25 protein-coding genes and 1 other RNA gene are annotated in these 25,792 nt (G+C 64.7%); 15 read left to right on the plus strand and 11 right to left on the minus strand.

Translation table 11 applies throughout. The features are described 5' to 3' along the window. Positions 1-31 precede the first annotated feature (31 nt). Positions 32-274: a hypothetical protein gene (locus I6F37_RS18585; protein ID WP_036024966.1), complete on the plus strand. Its 243-nt coding sequence runs from the start codon at positions 32-34 to the stop codon at positions 272-274. 51 nt (positions 275-325) lie between these two features. Here the strand turns inward: I6F37_RS18585 and I6F37_RS18590 are convergent, their stop codons facing one another. The 10 genes from I6F37_RS18590 to ssrA form a co-directional block, all read right to left on the minus strand. After that, a complete protein-coding gene (locus I6F37_RS18590; RefSeq protein WP_036024968.1) occupies positions 326-2,032 on the minus strand; it encodes an ATP-binding protein in 1,707 nt (568 codons plus the stop codon). Then, the gene (locus I6F37_RS18595; RefSeq protein WP_036024970.1) at positions 2,029-3,543 is read right to left on the minus strand and encodes an ATPase domain-containing protein; all 1,515 of its coding nucleotides are present in this window, start codon (positions 3,541-3,543) and stop codon (positions 2,029-2,031) included. The genes I6F37_RS18590 and I6F37_RS18595 overlap by 4 nt, the downstream gene beginning before the upstream one ends. A 235-nt stretch (positions 3,544-3,778) precedes the next feature. Next, a complete protein-coding gene (locus tag I6F37_RS18600) occupies positions 3,779-4,276 on the minus strand; it encodes a GNAT family N-acetyltransferase (RefSeq protein WP_036024971.1) in 498 nt (165 codons plus the stop codon). Between the two features lie 197 nt (positions 4,277-4,473). Next, a complete protein-coding gene (locus tag I6F37_RS18605; protein WP_036024973.1) occupies positions 4,474-6,345 on the minus strand; it encodes a ferrous iron transporter B in 1,872 nt (623 codons plus the stop codon). Positions 6,346-6,382: 37 nt separating this feature from the next. After that, positions 6,383-6,658, minus strand: coding sequence for a FeoA family protein (locus tag I6F37_RS18610; protein WP_036006563.1), 276 nt, complete (start codon positions 6,656-6,658; stop codon positions 6,383-6,385). A 115-nt stretch (positions 6,659-6,773) separates the two neighbouring features. Beyond that, positions 6,774-7,025, minus strand: coding sequence for a ribbon-helix-helix domain-containing protein (locus tag I6F37_RS18615; protein WP_025038043.1), 252 nt, complete (start codon positions 7,023-7,025; stop codon positions 6,774-6,776). Then, positions 7,022-7,210: a DUF4169 family protein gene (locus I6F37_RS18620; RefSeq protein WP_036006566.1), complete on the minus strand. Its 189-nt coding sequence runs from the start codon at positions 7,208-7,210 to the stop codon at positions 7,022-7,024. Before I6F37_RS18620 ends, I6F37_RS18615 begins: the two co-directional genes overlap by 4 nt. A 275-nt stretch (positions 7,211-7,485) precedes the next feature. Continuing rightward, on the minus strand, positions 7,486-8,919 hold the full coding sequence (fumC, locus tag I6F37_RS18625; protein ID WP_036024989.1) for a class II fumarate hydratase: 1,434 nt from the start codon (positions 8,917-8,919) through the stop codon (positions 7,486-7,488). Positions 8,920-9,007: 88 nt separating this feature from the next. After that, the gene (locus I6F37_RS18630) at positions 9,008-9,526 is read right to left on the minus strand and encodes an SspB family protein (RefSeq protein ID WP_036024975.1); all 519 of its coding nucleotides are present in this window, start codon (positions 9,524-9,526) and stop codon (positions 9,008-9,010) included. A gap of 115 nt (positions 9,527-9,641) precedes the next feature. Next, positions 9,642-10,008: a transfer-messenger RNA gene (ssrA, locus tag I6F37_RS18635) on the minus strand. Between the two features lie 638 nt (positions 10,009-10,646). On the opposite strand from ssrA, the gene I6F37_RS18640 reads away from it, so the two are divergent. The 10 genes from I6F37_RS18640 to I6F37_RS18685 all read left to right on the plus strand — a co-directional run bounded on the left by I6F37_RS18640 (position 10,647) and on the right by I6F37_RS18685 (position 20,142). After that, positions 10,647-11,408 (plus strand): tripartite tricarboxylate transporter TctB family protein, encoded by a 762-nt coding sequence (locus I6F37_RS18640; RefSeq protein WP_036024976.1) that lies wholly within the window; start codon positions 10,647-10,649, stop codon positions 11,406-11,408. Positions 11,409-11,415: 7 nt separating this feature from the next. Beyond that, entirely contained in the window at positions 11,416-12,930 is a 1,515-nt protein-coding gene (locus I6F37_RS18645; protein WP_036006571.1) for a tripartite tricarboxylate transporter permease, read from the plus strand. Between the two features lie 138 nt (positions 12,931-13,068). Further along, positions 13,069-14,049, plus strand: coding sequence for a tripartite tricarboxylate transporter substrate binding protein BugD (locus tag I6F37_RS18650; protein WP_036006574.1), 981 nt, complete (start codon positions 13,069-13,071; stop codon positions 14,047-14,049). Between the two features lie 173 nt (positions 14,050-14,222). Next, positions 14,223-15,017, plus strand: coding sequence for a thymidylate synthase (locus I6F37_RS18655; protein ID WP_036024977.1), 795 nt, complete (start codon positions 14,223-14,225; stop codon positions 15,015-15,017). A gap of 6 nt (positions 15,018-15,023) precedes the next feature. Further along, positions 15,024-15,509 carry a GNAT family N-acetyltransferase gene (locus I6F37_RS18660; protein WP_036006580.1) on the plus strand — a complete coding sequence of 162 codons (486 nt, stop codon included), beginning with the start codon at positions 15,024-15,026 and terminating at the stop codon, positions 15,507-15,509. Next, positions 15,509-16,018 (plus strand): dihydrofolate reductase, encoded by a 510-nt coding sequence (locus I6F37_RS18665; protein WP_036024979.1) that lies wholly within the window; start codon positions 15,509-15,511, stop codon positions 16,016-16,018. Before I6F37_RS18660 ends, I6F37_RS18665 begins: the two co-directional genes overlap by 1 nt. A gap of 153 nt (positions 16,019-16,171) precedes the next feature. Further along, a complete protein-coding gene (hflK, locus tag I6F37_RS18670; protein ID WP_036024980.1) occupies positions 16,172-17,308 on the plus strand; it encodes an FtsH protease activity modulator HflK in 1,137 nt (378 codons plus the stop codon). Further along, entirely contained in the window at positions 17,305-18,201 is an 897-nt protein-coding gene (hflC, locus tag I6F37_RS18675; protein WP_036024983.1) for a protease modulator HflC, read from the plus strand. Before hflK ends, hflC begins: the two co-directional genes overlap by 4 nt. A 72-nt stretch (positions 18,202-18,273) precedes the next feature. Continuing rightward, the gene (locus I6F37_RS18680; RefSeq protein ID WP_025038031.1) at positions 18,274-18,480 is read left to right on the plus strand and encodes a DUF2065 domain-containing protein; all 207 of its coding nucleotides are present in this window, start codon (positions 18,274-18,276) and stop codon (positions 18,478-18,480) included. A 144-nt stretch (positions 18,481-18,624) separates the two neighbouring features. Next, positions 18,625-20,142 (plus strand): Do family serine endopeptidase, encoded by a 1,518-nt coding sequence (locus I6F37_RS18685; protein ID WP_036024992.1) that lies wholly within the window; start codon positions 18,625-18,627, stop codon positions 20,140-20,142. A 144-nt stretch (positions 20,143-20,286) separates the two neighbouring features. Here I6F37_RS18685 and serB read toward each other — a convergent pair whose 3' ends face one another. Next, positions 20,287-21,192, minus strand: a complete 906-nt coding sequence (serB, locus tag I6F37_RS18690; RefSeq protein ID WP_074448134.1) for a phosphoserine phosphatase SerB — start codon at positions 21,190-21,192, stop codon at positions 20,287-20,289. An 11-nt stretch (positions 21,193-21,203) separates the two neighbouring features. Between serB and miaA the strand changes: the two genes are divergently transcribed. The 4 genes from miaA to ilvN all read left to right on the plus strand — a co-directional run bounded on the left by miaA (position 21,204) and on the right by ilvN (position 25,789). Then, the gene (gene miaA, locus I6F37_RS18695) at positions 21,204-22,145 is read left to right on the plus strand and encodes a tRNA (adenosine(37)-N6)-dimethylallyltransferase MiaA (RefSeq protein WP_036025000.1); all 942 of its coding nucleotides are present in this window, start codon (positions 21,204-21,206) and stop codon (positions 22,143-22,145) included. 327 nt (positions 22,146-22,472) lie between these two features. Next, on the plus strand, positions 22,473-24,248 hold the full coding sequence (locus I6F37_RS18700; protein WP_036025002.1) for an acetolactate synthase 3 large subunit: 1,776 nt from the start codon (positions 22,473-22,475) through the stop codon (positions 24,246-24,248). Positions 24,249-24,252: 4 nt separating this feature from the next. Next, entirely contained in the window at positions 24,253-25,224 is a 972-nt protein-coding gene (locus tag I6F37_RS18705; protein ID WP_036006612.1) for a threonine dehydratase, read from the plus strand. 22 nt (positions 25,225-25,246) lie between these two features. Further along, a complete protein-coding gene (gene ilvN / locus I6F37_RS18710; RefSeq protein WP_018640841.1) occupies positions 25,247-25,789 on the plus strand; it encodes an acetolactate synthase small subunit in 543 nt (180 codons plus the stop codon). Positions 25,790-25,792 lie beyond the last annotated feature (3 nt).

Raw genomic sequence — 25,792 nt, forward strand, 5'->3', positions numbered from 1 at the left:
CAGGTCCACTGAGGAGAGGGGAGTACCTGCAATGTTACCTCAATTCGGCACCGCCGTTCGCAAGAAGAATCTCGCCAATGCCGGCGCCACCGATCTCGGCGGCGCAGCTCCGGACAAGGCCTCGGTGGACGCCGCCTGGCTCGTGCTGGAAGCCGCCAACGACCTCGGCGACCACGCCGCGGTGGACGCCTGCCGCCGCGTCATCGACGCCGAGCTGAACGGCACGGCGGCCCGCAGCGCGGATGTCGATCTCGTGCTGGGATATTTTCGGTAAGGCTCCGGGGATCGCGCGCAGACTGGCGCGCAGCGTAATCCACGATTGCTCTCAGCAGGAGTTCGAGCGTTTGGAGCCTGCATCGCGCCGAAGACCTGACTTCGCCGCGGCCAGGGCTGCGGCGAGCTCGTCGATGTGATAGGGCTTGGGCAGGATCTCGATACCCGCGCTCTCCGCTTCATGGACCGAGGCTTCGGCATATCCGCTGGTCAGCAATATCGGTATGTCGCTTCGTCTCTTCCTGACCTCGCGCGCAAGCTCGACCCCGTTCATGCCGCCCGGCATCATGATGTCGGAGAAGATCAGATCGATGGGACGGCCGTCCGCCAGGGCACCGAGCGCTGCTGCGGCACTGGAAGCGCGTGTGACCTCGTAGCCGAGCTGACCGAGCATCTCGCTGACCAGCGCGGCAACCTCGTTATCGTCCTCCACCAGCAGGATCTGCCCCTGATTGCTCTTTTTCGGGCGCACCCTGGTGAGGTCGATGAGGTGTCGCTCGTCGGAGGGAGTCTCGAAGGATCGCGGCAGGTACAGCTCGATGCTCGTGCCTCGGCCGACCTTCGATTGAATTCGCACCGTGCCCCGCGACTGCGTCGCAAATCCATGGACCTGTGCGAGCCCCAGTCCAGACCCCTTGCCGACGTCTTTGGTCGTGAAGAACGGCTCGAACACCCGCGACATGATCTCCGGGGGCATGCCGACACCGGTGTCGACGACGGACAAGCGGACATAGTCGCCGGCGATCTCCCCATCGTTCAGGTCGGGTAGATTTTCGCCGCGCACGATGATCGTGCCGCCATTGGGCATGGCGTCGCGGGCGTTGACGGCCAGGTTGAGAATGACCAGCTCGAGCTCGCCGGGATCGACCTCCACCGGCCAAAGTTGCTCCGGAAAGTCGAATTCGACATGGACGTCGCCCCTGAGACTGCGATCGAGCAGTTCACGCATGCCGCCGATCTGCGCGGCGACGTCGACAGGCTCCGGCCGGAGTTTCTGCCGCCGTGAGAATGCCAGAAGCTGCTTGGTCAGGCTCGCTCCGCGCTGCGCCGCCTGGATCATCCCGTCCATCAGGCGGCGGCGCCGGGTCGGATCGGTCTGGCGTTCGAGCATGTCGAGGCCGCCGGAAATCACCATCAAGAGATTGTTGAAGTCATGCGCGACGCCGCCGGTGAGCTGGCCGATGGCCTCGATCTTCTGAGCCTGCCGAAGCGTTTCCTCCACGCGTGCTCGCTCTTCGATCTCGAGGCGAAGCTGCGTGTTGGCTTCCTCCAGCGCCTTCGTCCGCTCGATCACCAGCTTCTCGAGCTCCTGGGCCGTCTGCTCGCGCGCCTCGAGCAGAGCCCGGATCTCGTATTGACGCCGCCGAGCCCGCAGTGCGGATTGGATGGTGCTGGTCAGCGTGATCGGTTGAACCGGCCGTTCGAGCAGCGAAACGTTGCGCAGAAGCTCGACGATACTGCGTCGCCAGGCGATGACCGAGGGCTGCTCCCGGTGGCTGGTGAGAACGACGAAAGGCAGATCGGACCACGGCGGCTGACCGGCGATCCATTGTGCCAGCGCCGCGGTGTCCTTGCCGAACAATCCTTCCTCGGCAAGAAATACGGTGCCAACGCCTGCCGCCATTTCGGTGACGAGTTCGGCCAAGTCCCGGCAACTGATCGCCTCGAGGTTCGCGTTGCGCAAAAGTTCGGCCGATGCCGGCCCGTCGCGGCCCACCGGGGCGAAGACGAGAACGCGGTGATCGCGCTGCGCGCTCATTCGAGCGGCCCTTCCGGGAGGGCCGTGCCGGTATAGCGCGGATTGCCGGAAAAGATGCCGCTGAATTCAACGAGTGGCGGGCCGAGCTTGATCCCGGTGCCGCCGAGCCGGAATTCGCGGATGCCGTGCTCGTGGCCGCCGCTGCGCTTCTTGACGACCGACAAGGCGCGGCGAACCGTTCCGGCGAACTCGAAATAGCGCAGCATCACGACCGCATCGCTCAGATAGCTGAGGTCGAGCGGCGTATCCATGGGACCGACAAGCCCGTGCTGGGCGAGGATGAGGATGGTGAGCACGCCCTGCTGGGCCAGATAGCTGAGCAGTTCATGCATCTGCAGAACGAGAAAGCGCTCGTCCGGCATCGCGTTCAGATAGCCGTTCAAGCTGTCGATGACGATGATGCGGGCATTGTCGACCTCGACGCTACGGCGAAGCGTTGCCGCGAACTCACCCGGCGACAATTCGGCGGGATCGATCTGCTGAAACCGGATCTTTCCGGAGGCGAGGTGCTCGTCCAGCGGCAGCCCAAGCGTCCTGGCGCGTGCCTCAACCGTTCCGCGTCCTTCATCGAATGCGAAGAACACGGCGTGCTCGCCGCGTTGCGCCGCCGCGATGGCGTAGGTCAGCGCAAGTGACGATTTGCCGACGCCGGCCGAGCCGAGGAAAAGCGCGTTGGTGCCGCGCTCGAGCCCGCCTCCGAGGAGCTGGTCGAGCTCGGGGTTGCCGCTGGACACCATGTCGCCATCGAATGATCTGTGATGCTCGGCCGCGACGAGCCGCGGAAAGATGCGCAGGCCGCCTTGCGCGATCGTAAAATCGTGGAAGCCGCCGCGAAAACGGATGCCGCGCATCTTGATCACGCGAAGCCGCCGCCGCTCGGCACCGTAGTCGATGGCCAGCTGCTCGAGCATCACCACGCCGTGCGCGATCGAATGCAGTTGCAGATCATCCTGGGAGGACGACAGATCGTCGAGCAGAACCACGGTGCAGTTGCGATTGGTGAAGAAGTGCTTGAGGGCCAGAACCTGTCGCCTGTAGCGGAGCGGGTTCTGCGCCAGCAGGCGCAATTCGGACAGGCTGTCGAGCACCACGCGGGTAGGGTTGATCCGTTCGACCTCCTTGAAGATCAGACCTGTGGTCTCGCTCAGCTCCATCTCGGCGGGATGAAAAACCGTCAGCTCCCGCTCGGGATCAAGCGTCGTTTCCGGCGGAACGAGCTCGAAGATATCGACGCCGTCCAGCGACCAGCCATGCCGCTGTGCCACCACTGTGAGCTCGCTCTTGGTCTCGGAGAGCGAAACGTAGAGAACGCGTTCGCCGTCGCGCACGCCCCGAAGAAGGAATTGGAGCGCAATCGTGGTCTTGCCTGTGCCGGGGCGTCCCTCGTAGAGATACATTCGGTTGGGGTCCAAGCCACCGCCGAGGATGTCGTCCAGACCGTCGCTGCCGGTCGAAATTCTCGGCAAATCCTTGAGGTCGCTGCCTGGAGCAGGCGCGGATTGACCGGTCATGACCCCCCCCCTTACGCGTATCTTCCCAAAGCTCTCCATGCGCTCCAAGCGCATGCCGGGAGCCGGATTTGACTGAAAAGGTCCGTCTAAGGAACTCCTAGGCCGGGCATGAGTTCCCGCCCGACTGGCGGTCCGGCGACCGGTTCGTTGCCGCTCAGACTGTGCCGACCCGTGGATGGTGTCGGTTCAAAAATGAACACAAACGGTCCGCTCGCGGTCCATCCCGTTGCTGCCCTCACTGCCGGATGCGGTAGATCACGACGTCCTCGCCGTGACGGTTCGTGCTTCGCTCGAGCTGGTAGTTCGACTTCTCCAGCACGCGCCGCGATGCACCGTTCCCGACATACACAATGCCGATGAGAGACGGCAGTGCGAGCTGTGACAGCCCGAGGTCCGTCAGCGCGGTCGCGATCTCGCTGGCAAATCCTTGGCCCCAGAATTCGCGCTTGAACGCGTAGGCGATCTCGACCTCGTCGACATCGTCCACGAGAATGTGCCGAATGCCCGCCCGTCCGGCGAAGGCCCCGTCCTTCGTTCGCAGCGTCCAGAGTCCGAAGCCGTGCTGGTCCCAATGGGCCATGTTGGTTGCGAGATAGGCCCTCGTGACCTCGGGCGTCCGCACCCCGCCGAGATAGCGGGAGACCTCGGCGTCGCGATGCAGCGCGACGAGGTCGGCGAGGTGATCCTCGCGCAATCGCTCGGCAGTCAGGCGGTCGGTGGTGAAATGGTCCACGGCAACAGATCGCCGCTTCCGAGGCGTGTCGTCGTTCATGCTGCTATCGCTGCGGGCTGATCGTGACATCATGCCCCTGTTTTGCCCGACGGGTCAACGGGCGACGGCCGGATCGTTGCCTTGCGCGTAACTCATTGATTTCACGACCCCCGGTCTACTGTGCATGGGGTTGTTTTCGCAGTTTCGTTTTGGAAGGGCTACCCCGCCCCCAGCGCGACGGCGACGTTGTACGTCACGAGGCTCGCCGCATAGGCCAGCACCAGCATGTAGGCGAAGGTGGCGCCCATCCAGGCCCAGCTGCCGGTCTCGCGCCGGATCACGGCGAGCGTGGAGGCGCATTGCGGGGCGAAGATGTACCAGGCCAGCATCGACAGCGCGGTGGCGAGCGACCATTTTGTCGCCAGCACCTGGCCGATCTGCTCGACCGCTTCACTGCCGCCCTCGATCGCATAGACGGTGCCGAGCGCCGCGACCGCGACCTCGCGCGCCGCCATGCCCGGGATCAGAGCCACCGCGATCTGCCAGTTGAAGCCGACGGGGGCGAGCAGGGGTTCGAGCGCCTTGCCGATCATCGCCGCCAGGCTGAACTCGATGGCCGGCCCGGTCGCGCCCGCGGGCGGCTGCGGGAAGGAGGCCAGGAACCAGATCAGCACCATCATCGAGAAGATCGTGGTGCCGGCGCGCTGCAAGAACATCTTGGCGCGGGTGTAGATGCCGATCACGATGGATTTCAGCCGCGGCATCTTGTAGTCCGGCAGCTCCAACATGAACGGCGCCGGCACAAAGTCGCGCAGCATGAAGAACTTGATCACGAACGAGACCAACAGCGCGCTGATGATGCCGGCGGCATAGAGGCCGAACATCACGAGGCCCTGCAGGTTGATGAAGCCCCAGACGTCTCTGGCCGGGATGAAGGCGGAGATGATCAGCGTATAGACCGGAATGCGCGCCGAGCAGGTCATCAGCGGCGCGATCAGGATCGTGGTCAGCCGGTCGCGCTTGTTGTCGATGACGCGCGTCGCCATGATGCCGGGAATGGCGCAGGCAAAGCTCGACAACAGCGGAATGAAGGCGCGGCCGTGCAGGCCGGCGCCGCCCATGATGCGGTCCATCAGGAACGCCGCGCGCGCCATGTAGCCGAAATCTTCCAGGAGCAGGATGAACAGGAAGATGAGGATGATCTGCGGCAGGAACACGATGACGCTGCCGACGCCGGAGATCACGCCGTTCTGCAGGAAGCTTTGCAGCAAGCCGTCGGGCAGGGTGGCCTGCACCAGCTCGCCGAGCGAGTCGAACCCGGACTTTAGCAGCTCCATCGCCGGCTGCGCCCAGGCGAACACCGCCTGGAACATCACGAACAGGATCAGCGCGAGCACGATCAGCCCGCCGACCGGATGCAGCACGATCGCGTCGATCCGTGCGGTCCAGGTGTCGGGGCGAGCAGGCAGGCTGACGCAGTCGGCGATGATGCGATCGGCCTCGCGTTGGGTGGCGCGCAGCTCGGAGACGCCGAGCGCGCGCCAGCTGTTCTCCACCGGCTCGGCGGCGAGCGCTGCGGAAATCTCGTCGGTCAGCTTGAGCAGGTCGGCCGTGCCGCCCTTGCGCACCGCGATCGAGGTGACCACGGGCACTCCGAGCTCCTTGGCGAGCCGCTTGACGTCGACCGTGATGCCGCGGCGGCTTGCGATGTCGAACATGTTGAGCACGAGGATCATCGGCCGCCCGGTGCGCTTCAGCTCCAGCAGCAGGCGGATGGTCAGGCGCAGATTGGTGGAATCGGCGACGCACAGCACGAGATCGGGCAGGGTCTCGCCGGAGGCCTTGCCGAGCACGAAGTCGCGGGTGATCTCTTCGTCCGGGCTGCGGCCGCGCAGCGAATAGGTGCCGGGCAGGTCGACCACGGAGACCTGGCGGCCGAGCGGGGTGACGAAGAAGCCTTCCTTGCGCTCGACCGTGACGCCGGGATAGTTCGCGACCTTCTGCCGGCTGCCGGTCAGCGCGTTGAACAGCGAGGTCTTGCCGCTGTTGGGCGTGCCGACCAGGGCGAGATGCAGCAGCGGTGCTTCCATGGGATCAAGGGCCTGCGGGGCAGATTGCGGTCGCGCGTCAGGCGACGATGATGGCCATGGCTTCGCGACGGCGGACCGCGATCGTGGTGCTATCGACCCGCACCGCGATCGGATCGCGCCCGACCAACCCCTCATGCAGGATCTCGACCCGGGCGCCCTCGACGAAGCCGAGTTCGATCAGGCGGCTCTCGAGCTCGACGTCCGAAAGCGCCGAGCCAGCCTCTTTGGCGGCAAGGTGTTGGATGACGCCGGTATAGCCGCGCTGGGCCAGACCCAGCGGCATGTGCGAACGCGTATCAGTGGTATCGGTCATGCCCTGTATTTTCAACGCCGGGCATTGAGGTCAAGCGTGCCCGCGCGCCGAAGATGCACCTTAGAGCGATTTTAAAGTGCAGAGGCCGGGGCGCCGTCGCGGGCGCCCCCGACGGCTACTGGGCCGGGACCTTGTCCGGCTGGGCGGCCATGGCGCGGCTCTTGAAGTAGTCCAGGACGAACAGACGGATCGCCGACGACAGATTGCCCTGCTGGCGGTTGTTGTCGATCTCGCCGACCAGCTCGGACAACGTCATGTTGCGCAGGCCGGAAATCTCTTTCATGCCGTTCCAGAACGCCTCTTCCAGGCTGACGCTGGTCTTGTGGCCGGCGACGACGATCGATCGTTTCACGACCGGCGACTTCATGGCTGCTCCTCGCGATCGATCCGGTGCTGGTCCAGATTCTCCTTGGCCTGGTCCGCCCGCTTCGCCTCGGACGACCGTTCCGCCTTCGTGCGCCCGAACTTCGCCCGGTTGGCGTCCGCCTGCTTCGCCGAGGCTTCCCGCTCGACGCGCTTCCTGAAACGATTCAGGTTGATGACGTTCCCCATGCCGCGTCTCCATCATCCGCTCCTCTTCAGGCAGGATGAAACATTCAGAAACAGGGCGCCACATTGCGCCGCAGAAGACTTGATCGCCATTCGCTCGTCCTCGTCAATCGGCCCTTGGGCCATCAAACGATGAATTTCGCCCCGTCGAGGGCAGTGGAGCTGCGTAACACGCCGCCCCGCCGCAACATTGACGGTAATCAAATCCCGCCCCCAAAACCGCATATTTTTGGGCGCCGAGCGTCCGTATCATTACGGATGGCTATCGGAATTCGGAATCATCCCGGGCTGATCATCTTCTCAGCGCGCACCAGGCGGTCGAACTCGTCGGCCGAGACGAAGCCGAGCCGCAGCGCCTCCTCCTTCAGCGTGGTGCCGTTGGCGTGCGCCGTCTTGGCCACCTTGGCGGCGTTGTCGTAGCCGATCTTCGGAGCCAGCGCCGTCACCAGCATCAGCGAGCGCTGCATCAGCTCCTTGATGCGCTTCTCGTCGGCGCGGATGCCGCTGACGCAATGCTCGGTGAAGGAGCGCGCGGCATCCGCCATCAGGCGGATCGAATGCAGCATGTTGTAGGCCAGCACCGGCTTGTAGACGTTGAGCTCGAAATGACCCTGGCTGCCCGCGATCGTGATCGCGGTGTGATTGCCGAACACCTGGCAGCACACCATGGTCATCGCCTCGCACTGGGTCGGGTTGACCTTGCCCGGCATGATCGAGGAGCCGGGCTCGTTCTCCGGCAGGATCAATTCGCCGAGGCCCGAGCGCGGGCCGGAGCCGAGCAGGCGGATGTCATTGGCGATCTTGAACAGGCCGGTCGCGACCGAATTGATGGCGCCGTGCGCCAGCACATAGGCATCGTTCGAGGCCAGCGCCTCGAATTTGTTGGCGGCGCTGGTGAAGGGGAGCTTCGTAATCCCGGCAACGTGCTTTGCGAACAGCTTGGCAAAGCGCGGCTTCGAGTTGAGGCCGGTGCCGACGGCTGTGCCGCCCTGCGCCAGCGGATAGAGGTCCTTCACCGCGATCTTGAGCCGGGCGATGCCGCTTTCGACCTGCGCGGCATAGCCGGAGAATTCCTGACCGAGCGTCAGCGGCGTCGCATCCTGGGTATGGGTGCGGCCGATCTTCACGATCTTCGAAAACTCCCTCTCCTTCTTGCGCAGAGCGCGCAGCAACTCGCCGAGGGCAGGGACGAGATCGGCATTGATGCGGCTTGCCGCCGCGATGTGCATTGCGGTCGGGAAGGAGTCGTTCGACGACTGGCTCATGTTGACGTGATCGTTGGGATGCACCGGCTTCTTGGCGCCGAGCTCGCCGCCGAGCAGCTCGTTGGCGCGGTTGGCAATCACCTCGTTGAGGTTCATGTTGCTCTGGGTGCCCGAGCCGGTCTGCCACACGACAAGCGGAAAATGGTCGTCAAGTCTGCCTTCGATCACCTCGCGCGCAGCGCGGATGATGGCGTTAGCACGGCGCCGATCGAGCAGGCCGAGCTCGAGATTGGACTGCGCAGCGGCGAGCTTGACCATGCCGAGTGCATGCACGAGTGAGATCGGCATGCGGTCGGTGCCGATGCGGAAATTCTGGCGCGAGCGCTCGGTCTGCGCCCCCCAATAGCGGTCGGCGGCGACCTCGATGGGACCGAAGCTGTCGGTCTCGGTGCGGGTTGCGGGGCGGGCAGTCTTCGAGCGGGACGCTTTGGCCATGAGCACATCCATTCTGCCGCGCGAAACGCCGCGCGGCCTGTTCATGTGCTCTTCTATATAGACAGTTGGCCGGGCGCGATGGCTCTGCGCCCAACCTAGATCATTTCTTGCGGAAACGATCGAGCCGCACGACCTCGGCGCCGCCGTGGCTCGGCGGCGGCGACTCGTCGGCAGCTTCCGGCTTCTCCGCGGCAGGTGCCGGGACCGATACGGCCGATGGCGCGGGTGCTGCCGGCAGATTGTCCGGCGCGACCTCGGCGACGTCGGAGGTGTCGAACTGGAGGCCGAACTTCACGGACGGATCGAGGAAGCTCTTGATGGCACTGAACGGCACCACCAGCCGCTCCGGAATGCCGCCAAAGGACAGGCCGACCTCGAAACGATCCTCGAGCACGGTCAGGTCCCAGAACTGGTGCTGGAGGATGATCGTCATCTCCTCCGGATATTGTGCGAGCAGCCGCGGCGACAGCTTCACGCCTTCGGCCTTGGACACGAAGGTGATGAAGAAATGATGCTCGCCCGGCAGGCCATGCGCTGCGGCATCGGTCAGCACCTTCCGCAGCACGCCGCGCAGCGCATCGCGGGCCAGCACATCGTATCGGATATGATCGGTCGCCATGGTGGTCCTGTTGCATCCAAGCAGCCGGACCCTGCCGATCCGACTCGCCAAGCCGCAATAGTACCGCGCCTGACGGGCGAGCAGGAGTCCCCGCCGGGGAAGAATCAAAGAGTAAAGTGGAGGCTTCTGTTGCCAGGTGCCTCCGAACCCCGCCTAGCGGAGCTTAACCCGCTAGGACTTTAGAGTGGTCTTTCAAACTGCGTTACGCAGCCTGAGCAACCGGAGCAAAGTTGTCGTTGGCAACTATTGCAGTAGCCCGATAACGGCGGAACAATACCGGGAAAAAGTACGCCCTTTACGCCCTCGTCGATCCTATTTCGCCCCCGCCAAAGCCCAGCTTCGGGCACGCCCGATGGTGGGCTTTGGTGGAGGCGCCGGGTACCGCCCCCGGGTCCGAATGGTTTATTGCGACGACCGTTTATTTCCATAGCCGGCGAACCGGCACCCCCAATATAGGGGGCAAAGCTTTCGAAAAACAGAGGGTTGGAGGCGCGATCCCGCGGTTCCCTTTGGATAGGCTTCGGAGTGCCGGGCCTATCGCGGCTCTGGCCTTTGCCAGAGGTCGCCAGCCCGATGTGCCGAATCCTTGCGCATCTCCTGCCCGGCAGTCCCGATCGTTGCGGCCATGCGCATGATGACGCTGCTGCTCCAGCGAACGGACAATGTCAGTCTCAGCGACGTTCAATTTCCTGCGGCGGAAAGTAGCAGCGTGACGAGCCGCAAGCCGACTAGGCGCTGATCTCCACTTCGGCCCGATCTCGCTCTTCGCCGTCGCCGCTGCGCCGGCAGTGCGCGAGACCCACTGCACCGCGGTTGAGGCGAAGCACCAGAGGCCGACCAGGACACCGGTCCGACCTCGCAGGACTTGCCAGGTCCGAACGCTTATCGTGACGTTAATCGGGCCGATCCAGCAATTGCTGCACTGCGTCTGACCGCGATGGTTGCAGTGGTCGCGTCCATCTCGCGCATCAATCCCCTCTGGCTTTTGCTTGCCGCGGCGTGTTGGGTTTTGCTGGCATTGTCTGATGAAAATCGCTAGGCAGTGATCCGGGCGGGTATCCAGTTCCAGCCGATTTAGAACAACAGTGCTCGTGACTTACAGGTCGCGGAGGAGACAGGCATGGCCGACACGATGGGCCACTCAGCGACGGCCACCCGAAACACCCGGGTGGCGCTCGGCTTTTGTCTGCTGGCGATTGCGCCGCAGATTTTCGAATTGATCTGGTCGATCGGGACGATTTTCGGCTGGGGGACCGGCCGCGGTCCGGCGGCGGTCGTCACCGGTCATGCGACGGCGCTGCTGGCCGGCGCGCCGAGCGCCCTCTTCGGATCATTCGGCGGCGGCGCCAAGAAGATGTCGTCCGAGGTGCTGCTGGCGCTGATCTATTCCTATCCGCTGTTTGCGGTGGCGATCCTCACGCTGTTTATGACCATCCGCTCGGCGCAAGATTATGTCGGCGGCGTCGTGCTGATGGCCGTTGCCCTGTTTGCGCTGTGGGCATCGAGCGATTTGCAGGGCATGCGTGGCTTCTCCTTCGGTGCGGGCACTGCGCCACGTATGTTCGGCGGGCTGCTGGTTGCCCTGTCTGCCGGCATCGCCTTGACCGGCCTGATCACGGCGGGACCGGCGCTTGCGCATTATTCCTGGCGCGGGCCGCTGTTCGTGGTGGCGGCGATCCTGTTCTTTGCCCTGTCGATCCGGTCCCTCGGTCTCGTTGTCACGGCCTTCTCGAGCTTCATGATCGCGGCGACGGGCTCGCACGAGACGCGCTGGCTGGAAGCGGTGATCGTCGGCGCCTGCCTGACGGTCGGCTGCGCAATCCTGTTTCCTTATGTGCTCGGGCTGCCGATGCCGATGTATCCGCGTTTCCTGATCCAGTGAGGGCGTGATGGATATCTTTGCCAATCTTGCTCACGGCTTCGCCGTCGCGTTCACCCCGATCAACCTGTTGATGTGCCTGATCGGCGCCCTGGTCGGAACGCTGGTCGGCGTTCTCCCTGGCATCGGCACCATCGCCACCGTCGCGATGCTGCTGCCGATCACTTTCGGGCTGCCGCCGGTCGGCGCGCTGATCATGCTCGCCGGCATCTATTACGGCGCGCAATATGGCGGCTCGACCACGTCGATCCTGGTCAACATACCCGGTGAGGCGACATCGGTCGTGACCGCCATCGACGGTCACCAGATGGCCAAGCAGGGCCGCGCCGGTCCGGCGCTCGCGATCGCCGCGATCGGCTCGTTCTTCGCCGGCTGCGTTGCGACCATCCTGATCGCACTGCTCGGCGCACCGCTGACGAAACTCGCGCTGGCGTTCGGTCCGGCCGAATATTTCTCGCTGATGGTGCTCGGCCTGATCTTCGCGGTGGTGCTGGCCAAGGGCTCGGTGTTGAAGGCGATTGCGATGATCGTGTTTGGACTGCTGCTCTCAATGGTCGGTTCGGACATCGAGACCGGCGCCTCGCGCATGGCCTTTAACATTCCCGAGCTCGCCGACGGTCTCGGCTTTGCGACCGTGGCGATGGGCGTATTCGGCTTTGCCGAGATCATCCGCAACCTCGACCACGGCGCCGAGATGAACCGCGATCTGGTGCAGCAGAAGATCACCGGACTGATGCCCACCAGGAAGGACCTCGGCGATGCGACGCCGCCGATCCTGCGCGGCACCGTGCTCGGCTCGATCCTCGGCATCCTGCCCGGCGGCGGCGCGGTGATCGCGTCCTTCGCGGCCTACACGCTCGAGAAGAAGCTCTCAAAGACCCCGTCCCGGTTCGGCCGCGGCGCGATCGAGGGCGTGGCGGGGCCGGAGAGTGCCAACAATGCCGCGGCACAGACCTCGTTCATTCCGCTGCTCACCCTCGGGATCCCGCCGAACGCTGTGATGGCGCTGATGGTGGGCGCGATGACCATCCACGGCATCGTGCCCGGTCCGCAGGTGATGCAGAAGCAGCCGGATCTGGTCTGGGGCATGATCGCTTCGATGTGGATCGGCAATCTAATGCTGATCATCATCAACCTGCCGCTGGTCGGAATCTGGGTGCGGCTGTTGCGCGTGCCCTATCGGCTGATGTTCCCCTCGATCGTGATCTTCTGCGCGATCGGCATCTATTCGGTGAACAACGCGCCGGTCGACGTCATCCTCGCGGGCGTCTTCGGTCTCGTCGGCTATTGGCTGATCAAGCACGATTTCGAGCCGGCGCCGTTGCTGCTCGGCATGGTGCTAGGACCGCTGATGGAGGAGAACCTGCGCCGGGCGCTGCTGATCTCGCGTGGCGACTGGAGCGTGTTCCTGACGCGCCCGTTGTCGGCGGTGCTGCTTGCGGTCGCGGCAAGCCTGCTCGTCCTTACGGTGCTACCTGTCTTGCGCGCCAAGCGCGACGAGGTGTTCACCGAGTCCGAGAACTGAGGTCGTGCGCGCCGAGTCGGCTCGGTCCTGCGTCGGCGCGCCGCATTCGGAAGTCGAATCGACTTGTGTTACGGCTTTGTGAAATGGAAATGCCGGCCTTTGGGCCGGCATTTTATTGTGTCCAAAGGGAGGATCGCCATGACGTTCATTCGCGCGCTTACAGGCGCATGTGCAGCAGCGATAGCATCGCTGGGCGCCTTCATCGCAACGGCTGAGGCGCAGACCTATCCGACGCGCAACATTACCGTGATCGTCCCGTTCGCAGCCGGCGGGCCGACTGACGTGATCTCACGCATCGTCACCGGGCACATGGCGCAAACGCTGGGGCAGAGCATCATCATCGAGAACGTGGTCGGTGCCGGCGGCACCACCGCCACGACGCGTGCCGCGCGTGCGGCCAACGATGGCTATACGCTGATCACCGGGCATATGGGCACGCATGCCGCCTCCGTGCCGCTCTATCCGAAGCTGGCCTATCACCCCGAGAAGGACTTCGAGCCGATCGCATTGCTGGCCGGCACGCCGATCCTGATCCTGGCGCGCAAGGACTTTCCGCCGAAGGATCTCAAGGAGTTCGTCACCTATGTGAAGGCGAATGCCGAAAAGGTGAATGCCGCGCATGCAGGCGTCGGTTCGGTTTCGCACGTCTCGTGCGAACTCCTCCACTCCATCCTCGACATCAAGCCCGTCGGCGTGCCGTTCAACGGCACGGGACCTGCGATGAACGCGCTGGTGGCGGGTCAGGTCGACTACATGTGCGACCAGATCGTCAACGCCGTCCCGCAGATCAATGCCGGCACCATCAAGGCCTATGCGATCGCCACGGCCGAACGAAACCCGTCGCTGCCGAACGTGCCGACCACGGCGGAAGCCGGCCTGCCGGCATTCCAGGCTCAGGCCTGGAACGCGATGTTCGCGCCCAAGGGAACCTCGCCCGCGATCGTGGCAAGCGTGAACGCCGCCGCCGTCAAGGCGCTCGACGACGAGACGGTGAAGAAGCGCCTGCTCGAGCTCGGCAGCGTCATCCCCGCGCCGAAGGACCGAACCCAGGAGGCGCTGGCGACCCTCGTCAAGAGCGAGATCGCGAAGTGGAGCCCGGTGCTCAAGCCGGCGAATTAAGCGAAGGCGATCAAGGCGCTAGGCGAGGGGCGGAACGCTGAGTTCCGCCCCTTGCCGTTTGTGCCGGGAACACTCACTTTTCCGGGTATAATCGACGGCGACAGCGAATCGCCGCTGTCGTAGCGCGGGGGGTGTCGTTAAGTTCGCCGCCTCCCCAAAGGCTCAGTCGCAACATGCACCAGTATCAGGACCTGCTCGAGCGGATTCTTTCCGACGGCGCCGAGAAGACCGACCGGACCGGCACCGGCACGCTCTCGGTGTTCGGCCACCAGATGCGCTTCAATTTGTCGGCCGGCTTCCCGATGCTGACGACCAAGCGGCTGCCGCTGAAGGCGATCGTGCATGAACTGCTCTGGTTCCTGAAGGGCGACACCAACATCAAATATCTGCGCGACAACGGCGTCACCATTTGGGACGAGTGGGCGGACGCCAATGGCGATCTCGGCCCGGTCTACGGCCATCAATGGCGCTCCTGGCCCGCGGCCGACGGGCGCAGCATCGACCAGATCGCCAATGTCATCGACATGATCAAGCGCACGCCTGATTCCCGCCGCCTGATCGTCACCGCCTGGAATCCGGCCGACGTCGAGAAGATGGCGCTGCCGCCCTGCCACCTGCTGTTCCAGTTCTATGTCGCGAACGGCAAGCTGTCCTGCCAGCTCTATCAGCGGTCGGCCGACGTGTTTCTCGGCGTGCCCTTCAACATCGCCTCTTACGCGCTGCTCACCATGATGGTCGCGCAGGTCACAGGCCTGAAGCCCGGCGACTTCGTGCACTCGCTCGGCGACACTCATCTCTATTCCAACCATCTGGAGCAGGCGAGGCTGCAGCTCAGCCGCGCGCCGCGCGCGCTGCCGGTGATGCGGATCAATCCTGAGGTAAAGGACATCTTCTCTTTCCGCTACGAAGACTTCGAGCTCGTCGGCTACGATCCGCATCCGCACATCAAGGCGGACGTGGCGGTCTAGCGCCCTATGTCGCTCACCATCCGCCGTGCACGGCCCGAGGAAGCCGGGCTCGTTCTCTCCTTCATCCGCGAGCTCGCCGAGTACGAGAAGCTGTCGCACGAGGTCGAAGCGACCGAGGCTGACATCGCCGACGCGCTGTTCGGCGAGAGGCCGCAGCTCTATTGCGCGATCGCGGAGTGGAACCGTGAGCCGGTCGGCTTCGCGGTGTGGTTTCTCAATTTCTCCACCTTCAGCGGCCGTCACGGCATCTATCTCGAAGATCTCTATGTGCGGCCGTCGCATCGGGGCAAGGGCCTCGGCAAGGCGCTGCTGGCCTATCTCGCCAGGGAATGCGTCGACAGCGGCTGGTCGCGCCTGCAATGGGCGGTCCTCGACTGGAACGCACCCTCGATCGCGTTCTACAAGTCGATCGGCGCGGTCATGATGGACGACTGGACGCTGTGCCGGGTCACCGGGCCTGCGCTGACCCAGCTTGCCGGGAGCTCTGCCTGATGGAGATCGTCTTCGTCGTCGCCATCGCAGAGAATGGCGTCATCGGCGCGGGCAATGCGATGCCGTGGCGATTGAAGTCCGATATGGCGCGCTTCAAGGCGCTGACGATCGGCAAGCCTGTGATCATGGGCCGCAAGACCTTCGAGACCCTGCGCCGGCCGCTGCCGGGCCGCACCAACATCGTGGTCACGCGCGATCCGGCCTATCGCGCCAATGGGGCCATCGTCACGACATCGCCAGCGGATGCGGAGGCAGTCGCGCGCGGCGACGCTCTGCGGCGTTCGGTCACTGAGATCGCGGTGATCGGCGGCGCCGAGATCTACCGGCAATGGCTCGGTCGTGCCGATCGTCTCGAGATCACCGAAGTGCACGCGCGCCCAGAAGGGGACACGCATTTTGAAATCGACAAGGCGGAATGGGACGAGGGCGAACGCATCCGCCATCCGGCCGGCCCCGCCGACAGCGCCGACCTGTCCTATGTGACATATCGTCGGCGGCGCGGCCATTAACCGCTTTTGCCAATGTTTACATTGACTTTTTCGTGCCCGAGCATAGCTCGGAAGACGGTCAGGGCTGCGTTGTAAGGGACTTGCCTGTCCCCTATAAAGCCGGACCGGACAAAGCGGGCGGTGGCAATTCCACCCTGCCGAGGAGAACGTCGAATGCCGTGGAAGAATCAGGGCGGTGGCCCGTGGGGCTCGGGTCCAAAGGGACCGTGGGGCTCAGGCCCGCAACCGGTCGGGCCGAGGCCGCCGGATCTGGAAGACCTTCTGCGGCGCGGCCAGGACCGCCTCCAGCAGATCATGCCGGGCGGTTATTTCTCCGGCATCGGCATCACGCTGATCATCCTGCTGATCGTCGCATTCTGGCTGCTGTCGGGCTTCTTCCGCGTGCAGTCCGAAGAGCTCGGCGTGGTGATGCGTTTCGGCAAGCACGTCCGCACCGTGCAGCCGGGTCTGAACTATCATCTGCCTTATCCGATCGAGACCGTGCTGCTGCCGAAGGCGCTGCGCGTCAACACCACCTCGATCGGCATGACGGTGATCGAGGATCCGGCGCGGCGCGGCCGCTCCATTCGGGACGTGCCGGAAGAGAGCCTGATGCTGACCGGCGACGAGAACATCGTCGACGTTGATTTCACCGTGCTCTGGCGCATCAAGCCGGACGGTGTCGGTGATTTCCTCTTCAACATCCAGAACCCCGAGGGTACCGTGAAGGCGGTCGCCGAGAGTGCGATGCGCGAGGTGATCGGCCGGTCTCAGATCCAGCCGATCCTGACCGGAGCGCGCAACGTCACAGAGCAGAACGTGCACGAGCTGATCCAGAGGACTTTGGACAGCTATGGTGCCGGCATTCAGATCACCCAGGTGCAGATGCAGAAGGTCGATCCGCCCGCGCAGGTGATCGACGCCTTCCGCGACGTCCAGGCGGCCCGCGCCAATCAGGAGCAGCTGCAGAACGAAGCGCAGACCTATGCCAACCAGGTTGTCCCGCAGGCGCGTGGACGCGCGGCCAAGATCCAGCAGGATGCCGAAGGTTACAGGGAACAGGCTGTCGCCGAGGCCAAGGGCCAGAGTGCACGCTTCCTGAAGGTTTACGAGGAATACAAGAAGGCGCCCGACGTGACGCGTGAACGGATCTACCTGGAGACGATGGAGCGCGTGCTCGGCGGGGCTGACAAGCTCGTCTATGACGGTGGCCCCTCGGGCCAGGGCGTCGTGCCCTATCTGCCGCTTCCCGAACTGGCGCCAAAGCGGACACCTACGACTGGTCCGCAGTCGAGCGGAGGCACCCGATGAAGTCTCCGGTCACAGGTTTTGTCACGCTGCTCGCCCTCCTGTTCGTCGTGATCGTCGGCTATATGTCGTTGTTTACCGTGCAGCAGACCGAGCAGACGATCGTGCTCCAGTTCGGCAGGCCGGTCGACGTCGTCACCGCGCCCGGCCTGCACTTCAAGGCGCCCTGGAACTCGGTGATCAACATCGACAAGCGGATTCTCGATCTGGAGAACCCGTCGCAGGAGGCGATCGCCTCCGACCAGAAGCGGCTCGTGGTCGACGCCTTCGCGCGCTACCGCATCAAGGACGCACTGCGCTTCTATCAGAGCGTCGGCTCGATCCAGGCCGCCAACATCCAGCTCACCACGCTCCTGAACGCGGCGCTGCGCCGCGTGCTCGGCGAGGTCACCTTCATCAACGTGGTGCGCGACGACCGCGAGAAGCTGATGCTGCGCATTCGCGACCAGCTCGACCGCGAGGCCGATGGCTACGGCATTCAGGTCGTCGACGTCCGGATCCGCCGCGCCGACCTGCCGGAGCAGAACAGCCAGGCGGTCTACCTGCGCATGAAGACCGAGCGTGAGCGCGAGGCCGCCGAGTTCCGGGCACAGGGTGGGCAGAAGGCCCAGGAGATCAGGTCCAGGGCCGACCGCGAGGCGACCGTCATCATCGCTGAGGCCAATTCGCAGGCTGAGCAGACCCGTGGTGCGGGCGATGCCGAACGCAACCGCCTGTTTGCAGAAGCCTACGGCAAGGACGCCGACTTCTTCGCGTTCTACCGGTCGATGACGGCCTATGAGAACGGGCTGCGTTCGAACGATACCCGCTTCCTGCTCCGGCCGGAGTCGGATTTCTTCCGGTACTTCGGTAGCCCCTCCGGCAGGACGCCTACCGAGACGCAGGCGAAGCCGTAAGCCAGACAAAGGGCGGCGGATTTCGCCGCCCTTCGTCCAGACAAGAACAGCATAGCGGGAGGTTCCATTCCGATGAGGTCCATTGCGTTCGCCGACTTCCTCATCGGCCTAGGCATCCTGTTCGTCCTCGAAGGCTTGATGTTCGCGGCCAGTCCAAACTGGATGCGCAAAGCCATGAAAAGCGCCATCGCCACGCCGGACAACATCCTGCGGGCGGTCGGGATCGGCTCGGCCGTGGCCGGCCTAGTCCTGATCTGGGTTATGCGGCGCCCGATTTAGGCCTTCGGCCCAACGCCAAAGTGAAGGCGCCAGACTGGTTTTCGCCGTATTATCGGGCTCTTGAGGCCCGTTAAGCTCCGCGCTTGCGCCGTGCCCCCGTTCGAGCGCAGTCTGGCGCCGAATCCCTTTTGCCTGGAGATCACAATGACTGCTGCCACCATTGCCCCGTCCCGCTCGCGCCGCCGCGCGCGATTTGGTGTTCGACTTGGGCTGGTTGCGCTCGCCATCGGTGCTTGCGGCGCGTTTGGCGCGCCGGCTCATGCGCGTGGACCGGATGGCATCGCCGACGTCGCCGAGAAGGTGATCGACGCGGTCGTCAACATCTCGACCTCGCAGAACGTCGAAGCCAAGGGCGGGGGCAGCAACTCGATGCCGCAGCTGCCGCCCGGTTCACCCTTCGAAGAGTTCTTCGACGATTTCTTCAAGAACCGCCGAGGGCCCGGCGGCGGCAGCAAGGGCGGCGAGAACAGCGCGCCGCGCAAGACCAATTCGCTCGGAAGCGGTTTCATCATCGACACCGCGGGCGTCGTCGTCACCAACAACCACGTCATTGCGGACGCCGACGAGATCCACGTCATCCTCAACGACGGCACCAAGATCAAGGCCGAGCTGGTCGGCGTCGACAAGAAGACCGATCTCGCTGTGCTCAGGATCAAGCCGACGAAGCCGTTGGTCGCGGTCAAGTTCGGCGATAGCGACAAGCTGCGCCTCGGCGACTGGGTGGTCGCAATCGGCAATCCCTTCAGCCTGGGAGGCACGGTGACTGCCGGCATCGTCTCGGCCAAGAACCGTGACATCTCCTCCGGGCCGTACGACAGCTACATCCAGACCGACGCATCCATCAACCGCGGCAATTCCGGCGGCCCGCTGTTCAATCTCGACGGCGACGTCATCGGCGTCAACACGCTGATCATCTCGCCGTCCGGCGGCTCCATCGGCATCGGCTTTGCCGTGCCGTCGAAGACGGTGGTGGGCGTCGTCGACCAGCTCCGCCAGTTCGGCGAGCTGCGCCGCGGCTGGCTGGGCGTGCGCATCCAGAGCGTCACCGACGAGATCGCCGAAAGCCTCAACATCAAGCCCGCGCGGGGCGCGCTGGTCGCCGGTGTCGACGACAAGGGCCCGGCCAAGCCCGCCGGCATCGAGCCCGGCGACGTCGTCGTCAAGTTCGACGGCAAGGACGTCAAGGACCCGAAGGACCTGTCCCGCGTCGTCGCCGACACCGCGGTCGGCAAGGAGGTCGACGTCGTCATCATCCGCAAGGGCAAGGAAGAGATCAAGAAGGTCACGCTCGGCCGCCTGCAGGATCCCGACAAGGTGCAGGCCGCCGTGAAGACCGACGAACCGGCGCCGGAGAAGCCGGTGACGCAGAAGGCGCTCGGCCTCGATCTCGCAACGCTGAGCAAGGATCTGCGCACGCGCTACAAGATCAAGGACAGCGTCAAGGGCGTGGTCGTCACCAATGTCGACGCCAATTCGGATGCCGCCGAGAAGCGCCTGTCCGCCGGCGACGTCATCGTCGAGGTGGCGCAGGAGGCGGTGTCGAGTGGCGGCGACATCCAGAAGCGAGTCGATCAGCTCAAGAAGGACGGCAAGAAATCGGTGCTGCTGCTGGTCTCGAACGGCGAGGGCGAGCTGCGGTTCGTCGCGCTGAGCGTGCAGTAGTGGGCGCTGTTCGCGCCACATTCAACTGTCATGCCCCGCGAAGGCGGGGCATCCAGTACGCCGCGGCTTCTCGGTTCTAGCTTCGCTGTCTCTGGAATACTGGATCGCCCGCCTTCGCGGGCGATGACAGAGAGAGGGGAGGCTTTACCCCTCCACGAACTCGTCCCGCCGATACCCCTGCGCATACAGCAGCGCGGTGAGATCGCCGTGATCGATCCGCGCGGCCGCGGCGGCAGCCACCGCCGGCTTGGCGTGATAGGCCACGCCCAGACCCGCGGCCTGGATCATCGCGAGATCGTTGGCGCCGTCGCCGACCACGACCGAGTCGATGTCGTCGAGATCGAACGATTCCATCAGGTCCACCAAGGTCGCGAGCTTCGCCGCGCGGCCCAGGATCGGCTCCTTCACTTCCCCGGTGAACTTGCCGTCGCGCACGACGAGCTCGTTGGCGCGGTTCTCCTGGAAACCTATCTTGGCGGCGACCGCGCTCGTGAATAGCGTAAAGCCGCCAGAGACGAGGCAGGTATAGGCGCCGTTCGCGCGCATGGTGGCGACCAGCTCGCGGCCGCCCGGCGTCAGCGTGATGCGCTTGGCCAGGACTTCGTCGACTGCGCTGGCGGGCAGGTCCTTGAGCAGCGCGACGCGCTCGCGCAGCGCCGGCTCGAACTCGATCTCGCCGCGCATCGCACGCTCGGTGATGGCAGCGACATGCGCCTTGACCCCGACGAAATCGGCGAGCTCGTCGATGCATTCCTGGCCGATCATGGTGGAATCCATGTCGGCGAGAAAAAGCTTCTTGCGCCTGAAGCCAACAGGCTGCACGACGATGTCGATCGGCAAATCGCCGCGGAGCTCGCGGAGCCGCTGCTCGATGGCGTTGCGGTCGCCTTCGAGGTTACTGTCCGCGCCGAAGGGGATGTCGACCGCAACCCCGTCGAACAGCCAGTGCGCGGGCGCCGCCTGCGGCAGCACGGCGCGGGCGCCATCGACGATGGTCGAGTCGAGCGCGGGATTGTCAGGGTTGCAGATCAGCGTGGCGACGAGGGACATTTGAGGTTTTCGTGAGCGAGGGGTATTCCAGCAAGGCCGTGCTTATCGCAGGCCCGACCGCCAGCGGCAAGTCGGCGCTGGCGCTGGAGCTTGCGCGTGCCGCCGGCGGCGTCGTCATCAATGCCGATTCCATGCAGGTCTATCGTGACCTCCGCATCATCACGGCGCGGCCGACCGCGGCGGACGAGGCGCTCGTGCCGCATCGTCTCTATGGCCACGTCGATGCCGCCGTGAATTTCTCGGCCGGTGCCTGGGTAAGCGATGCGGCGAAGGCGCTCGACGAGGCGAGGGCGCAGCGACAGCTGCCGATCTTCATCGGCGGCACCGGGCTCTATTTCAAGGCGCTGACCACAGGTCTCTCCGCGGTGCCGCCGATCCCCGCCGAGCTGCGCGAGGATGTGCGCGCGCGGCTGGAACGGAACGGCGTCGAAGCGTTGCACGCGGAACTCGCAGTCCGCGATCCGCGCGCGGCCGAGCGATTGAACCTGCGCGACCGCACCCGCATCGCCCGCGCGCTCGAGGTGATCGAGGCAACCGGCCGTTCGCTGCTCGATTGGCAGCGGGAGGGACAGCCACCGCTGCTGCCCAAGGACAGATTTCGCGCGGTCTTCCTCGCGCCCGAGCGTGACGAGCTCTATGCCCGCATCGATGCCCGTTTCGATGCCATGCTGGGCGCCGGCGCGCTCGAGGAGGTCGAGCGGCTCGCCGCCAGGCATCTTGATCCGCTGCTGCCGGCCATGAAGGCCCATGGCGTGCCATCCTTGATCCGGCACCTGCGCGGCGAACTCAGCCTGGAGGAGGCCGCCAGCATTGGCCGCGCCGATACGCGCCATTACGCCAAGCGGCAATTCACCTGGTTCCGGCACCAGCTGCCGGACTTCGAATGGGTGAGGCCGGAGCAAGCGAGCGGATGGCTCGCCGCGGCCGTGCCGGCGGAACGGCGCCCCGACTGACGCGCTTTTGTGCCGGGTTCCCGAATTTACCTCTCGCCGAACCCGGGGAACACCGCTACACTGCCGAAATCGCGCGGGAACGGCCGCATTGCCTTGACATCCAAGGTTTGGCCGCTATGTTTCGCGCAACCTTTGGGAAGCCGAGCGCCGCCATGCGTAACATTATTACCAAACTCCTTATCGCCGTCGTACCCAGGCACACCGCCGGGGGTGGCTAGCTGCCATCCACATGACAGGCGGTGTGCATGGGCCCTCTTCGGGGCCTTTTTTATTTCCCGAACCCGACACGAATGAAGCCGCTGACAACAGCGCATCCGGAGCAAGCCAATGAGCGACAAGAGCCACGATCCGAACCAGATGACCGGCGCCGCGATGATCGTCCGCGCACTCATCGATCACGGCGTGACCGACATTTTCGGCTATCCCGGCGGCGCGGTGCTTCCGATCTATGACGAGATCTTCCAGCAGAGCGAGGTCCAGCACATCCTGGTCCGCCACGAACAGGGCGCCGGCCATGCCGCCGAGGGCTATGCGCGTTCCACCGGCAAGCCGGGCGTTGCGCTGGTGACCTCCGGCCCCGGCGCCACCAACATGGTGACGCCGCTGACGGATGCCCTGATGGACTCGATCCCGCTGGTCTGCATCTCCGGCCAGGTGCCGACGCATCTGATCGGCAACGACGCGTTCCAGGAATGCGACACCGTCGGTATCACGCGTCCCTGCACCAAGCACAATTGGCTGGTGCGCGACGTCAACGATCTCGCCAAGGTGCTGCATGAGGCCTTCTACGTCGCCACCTCGGGCCGTCCGGGCCCGGTGCTGGTCGACGTTCCCAAGGACGTGCAGTTCGCCACCGGCACCTACCATCCCCCGCGCAAGTCCGACGTGCACCGCTCTTACGCGCCGCGCGTGAAGGGCGATGCGACGCAGATCCGCAAGGCGGTATCGCTGCTCGCGAACGCCAAGCGTCCCGTGATCTACAGCGGCGGCGGCGTCATCAATTCCGGCTCCGAGGCGACCCACCTGTTGCGCGAGCTGGTTGAGGTCACCGGCTTCCCGATCACCTCGACGCTGATGGGCCTCGGCGCCTATCCGGCGTCGGGCAAGAACTGGCTCGGCATGCTCGGCATGCACGGAACCTATGAGGCCAACATGACCATGCATGATTGCGACGTCATGCTGTGCGTCGGCGCGCGCTTCGACGACCGCATCACCGGCCGCGTCGATGCGTTTTCACCCGGCTCGAAGAAGATCCACATCGACATCGATCCGTCCTCGATCAACAAGAACATCCGCGTCGACGTGCCGATCATCGGCGATTGCGGCAACGTCCTCGGCGACATCCTCCAGGTGTTCAAGGCGGAGGCGAAGAAGCCCGACATCAAGTCGTGGTGGCAGCAGATTGCGCAATGGCGCGCCCGCAACTCGCTCTATTACAAGAAGAGCAGCGACGTCATCCTGCCGCAACACGCGATCCAGGCCTTGTTCGAGCAGACGCGCGGCAAGGATACCTACATCACGACCGAGGTCGGCCAGCATCAGATGTGGGCGGCGCAGTTCTACGGCTTCGAGGAGCCGCATCGCTGGATGACCTCGGGCGGTCTCGGCACCATGGGCTACGGCCTGCCGGCCGCGGTCGGCGTTCAGGTGGCCCATCCCGACAGCCTCGTCATCGACATTGCCGGCGATGCCTCGGTGCAGATGACGATGCAGGAGATGTCGACGGCGGTTCAGTACGAGCTGCCGATCAAGATCTTCATCCTGAACAACCAGTACATGGGCATGGTGCGCCAGTGGCAGCAGCTGTTGCACGGCAACCGGTTGTCGCATTCCTATTCCGAAGCGCTGCCGGATTTCGTCAAGCTCGCGGAGGCCTACGGCGCCGTCGGGCTTCAGGTGCACAAGCCGGCCGATCTCGATGGCGCCATCAAGGAGATGATCTCGGTCAAGCGCCCGGTGCTGTTCGACTGCCGCGTCGCGGCGCTCGAAAACTGCTTCCCGATGATCCCCTCCGGCAAGGCCCACAACGAGATGCTGCTGCCGGAGCAGGCCAACGACGAGGCGACTGCGAAGGCATTCGCCGGCGGCAAGGCGTTGGTGTGACGCCATGTTCGACCTGAACGAACTCGAGCGCGCACATGCGATCGTGGGGCAGGCGGTGCCGGCGACGCCGGCGCATGCTTGGCCGTTGCTCAGCCGCCGGCTCGGCACCGCGGTCGTGGTCAAGCACGAGAACCACACGCCGACCGGCGCCTTCAAGGTGCGTGGCGGCCTGGTCTATCTCGATCGGCTGAAGCGAGAGCGGCCGAACGTGCCGGGCATCATCTCGGCCACCCGCGGCAATCATGGCCAGAGTCTTGCTTTCGCGGCGCGGCGTCACGGCGTGCCCGCCGTGATCTATGTGCCAAAAGGCAATTCGGTTGAGAAGAACCATGCCATGCGCGCGTTCGGCGCCGATCTGGTCGAGCACGGCGACGATTTCCAGCTGGCGCGCGAAGAAGCCGGGCGCCGCGCGCAGTTCGAAGGCCTGCACATGGTGCCGTCGTTCCACCCTGACCTCGTGCTGGGGGTGGCGACCTACGCACTGGAACTGTTCCGCGCGGTGCCCGATCTCGACGTGCTCTACGTTCCGATCGGGCAGGGCTCCGGTATCAGCGCCTGCATCCTGGTGCGCGACTTGCTGGGCCTGAAGACGGAGATCATCGGTGTGCAATCGACCGAGGCGCCGTCATATGCACTTTCGTTCGCGGCCGGCAAGGTCGTAACGACCGAGACCAGTGATACGCTGGCCGATGGCGTGGCGACACGCTTTCCGGACGCGGAAGCTGTTGCGCTTGTTTGCAAGGGCGCCTCGCGCATCGTCCAGGTTACGGACGATGAGATCGCGCTCGCGATCCGCGCCTATTGGACTGACACGCACAATCTCGCCGAAGGCGCCGGTGCTGCCGCGCTGGCGGCGGCGCTGCAGGAAAAGAGCAAGCTGAAGGGCAAGCGCGTCGGTCTCGTGCTGTCCGGCGGCAATATCGATTTCGATCTGTTCCGCCGTTGGGTCGGGACGGATGCGCCGGCGACGGCGTGACGGAGAGACAGAGGGGACGACAATGAACCAGCCCGCATCCGCCTATTTCATCGAGGACCGTCACGATCCCAACGAGACGCATACGCTTGCGGTGCTCGTGCAGAACGAGCCAGGCGTGCTCGCGCGCGTCATCGGCCTGTTCTCGGGGCGCGGCTACAACATCGAGAGCCTCACGGTCTCGGAGACCGAGGCCCAGAAGCACCTGTCGCGCATCACCATCGTCACCACGGGCACGCCGATGGTGATCGCGCAGATCAAGAACCAGCTCGACCGCATGATCCCGGTGTACCAGGTCGTCGACATGACCCAGACCAAGCGCTCGATCGAGCGCGAGTTGGCGATGGTCAAGGTGCGCGGGCAGGGCGAGCATCGGGTCGAGGCGCTCAGGCTGGCGGACGCGTTCCGCGCCCGTGTGATCGACGCCACCACCGAGAGCTTTGTGTTCGAGATCACAGGCAATACGGACAAGATCAATCAATATATCGATCTGATGCGCCCGCTCGGCCTCGTCGAGGTGTCGCGCACGGGTGTTGCCGCGATAGGTCGCGGGCCTGAAGGGATGTGAGCC

This window comes from Bradyrhizobium sp. NBAIM08, assembly GCF_020193935.1.
Taxonomy (GTDB): domain Bacteria; phylum Pseudomonadota; class Alphaproteobacteria; order Rhizobiales; family Xanthobacteraceae; genus Bradyrhizobium; species Bradyrhizobium yuanmingense.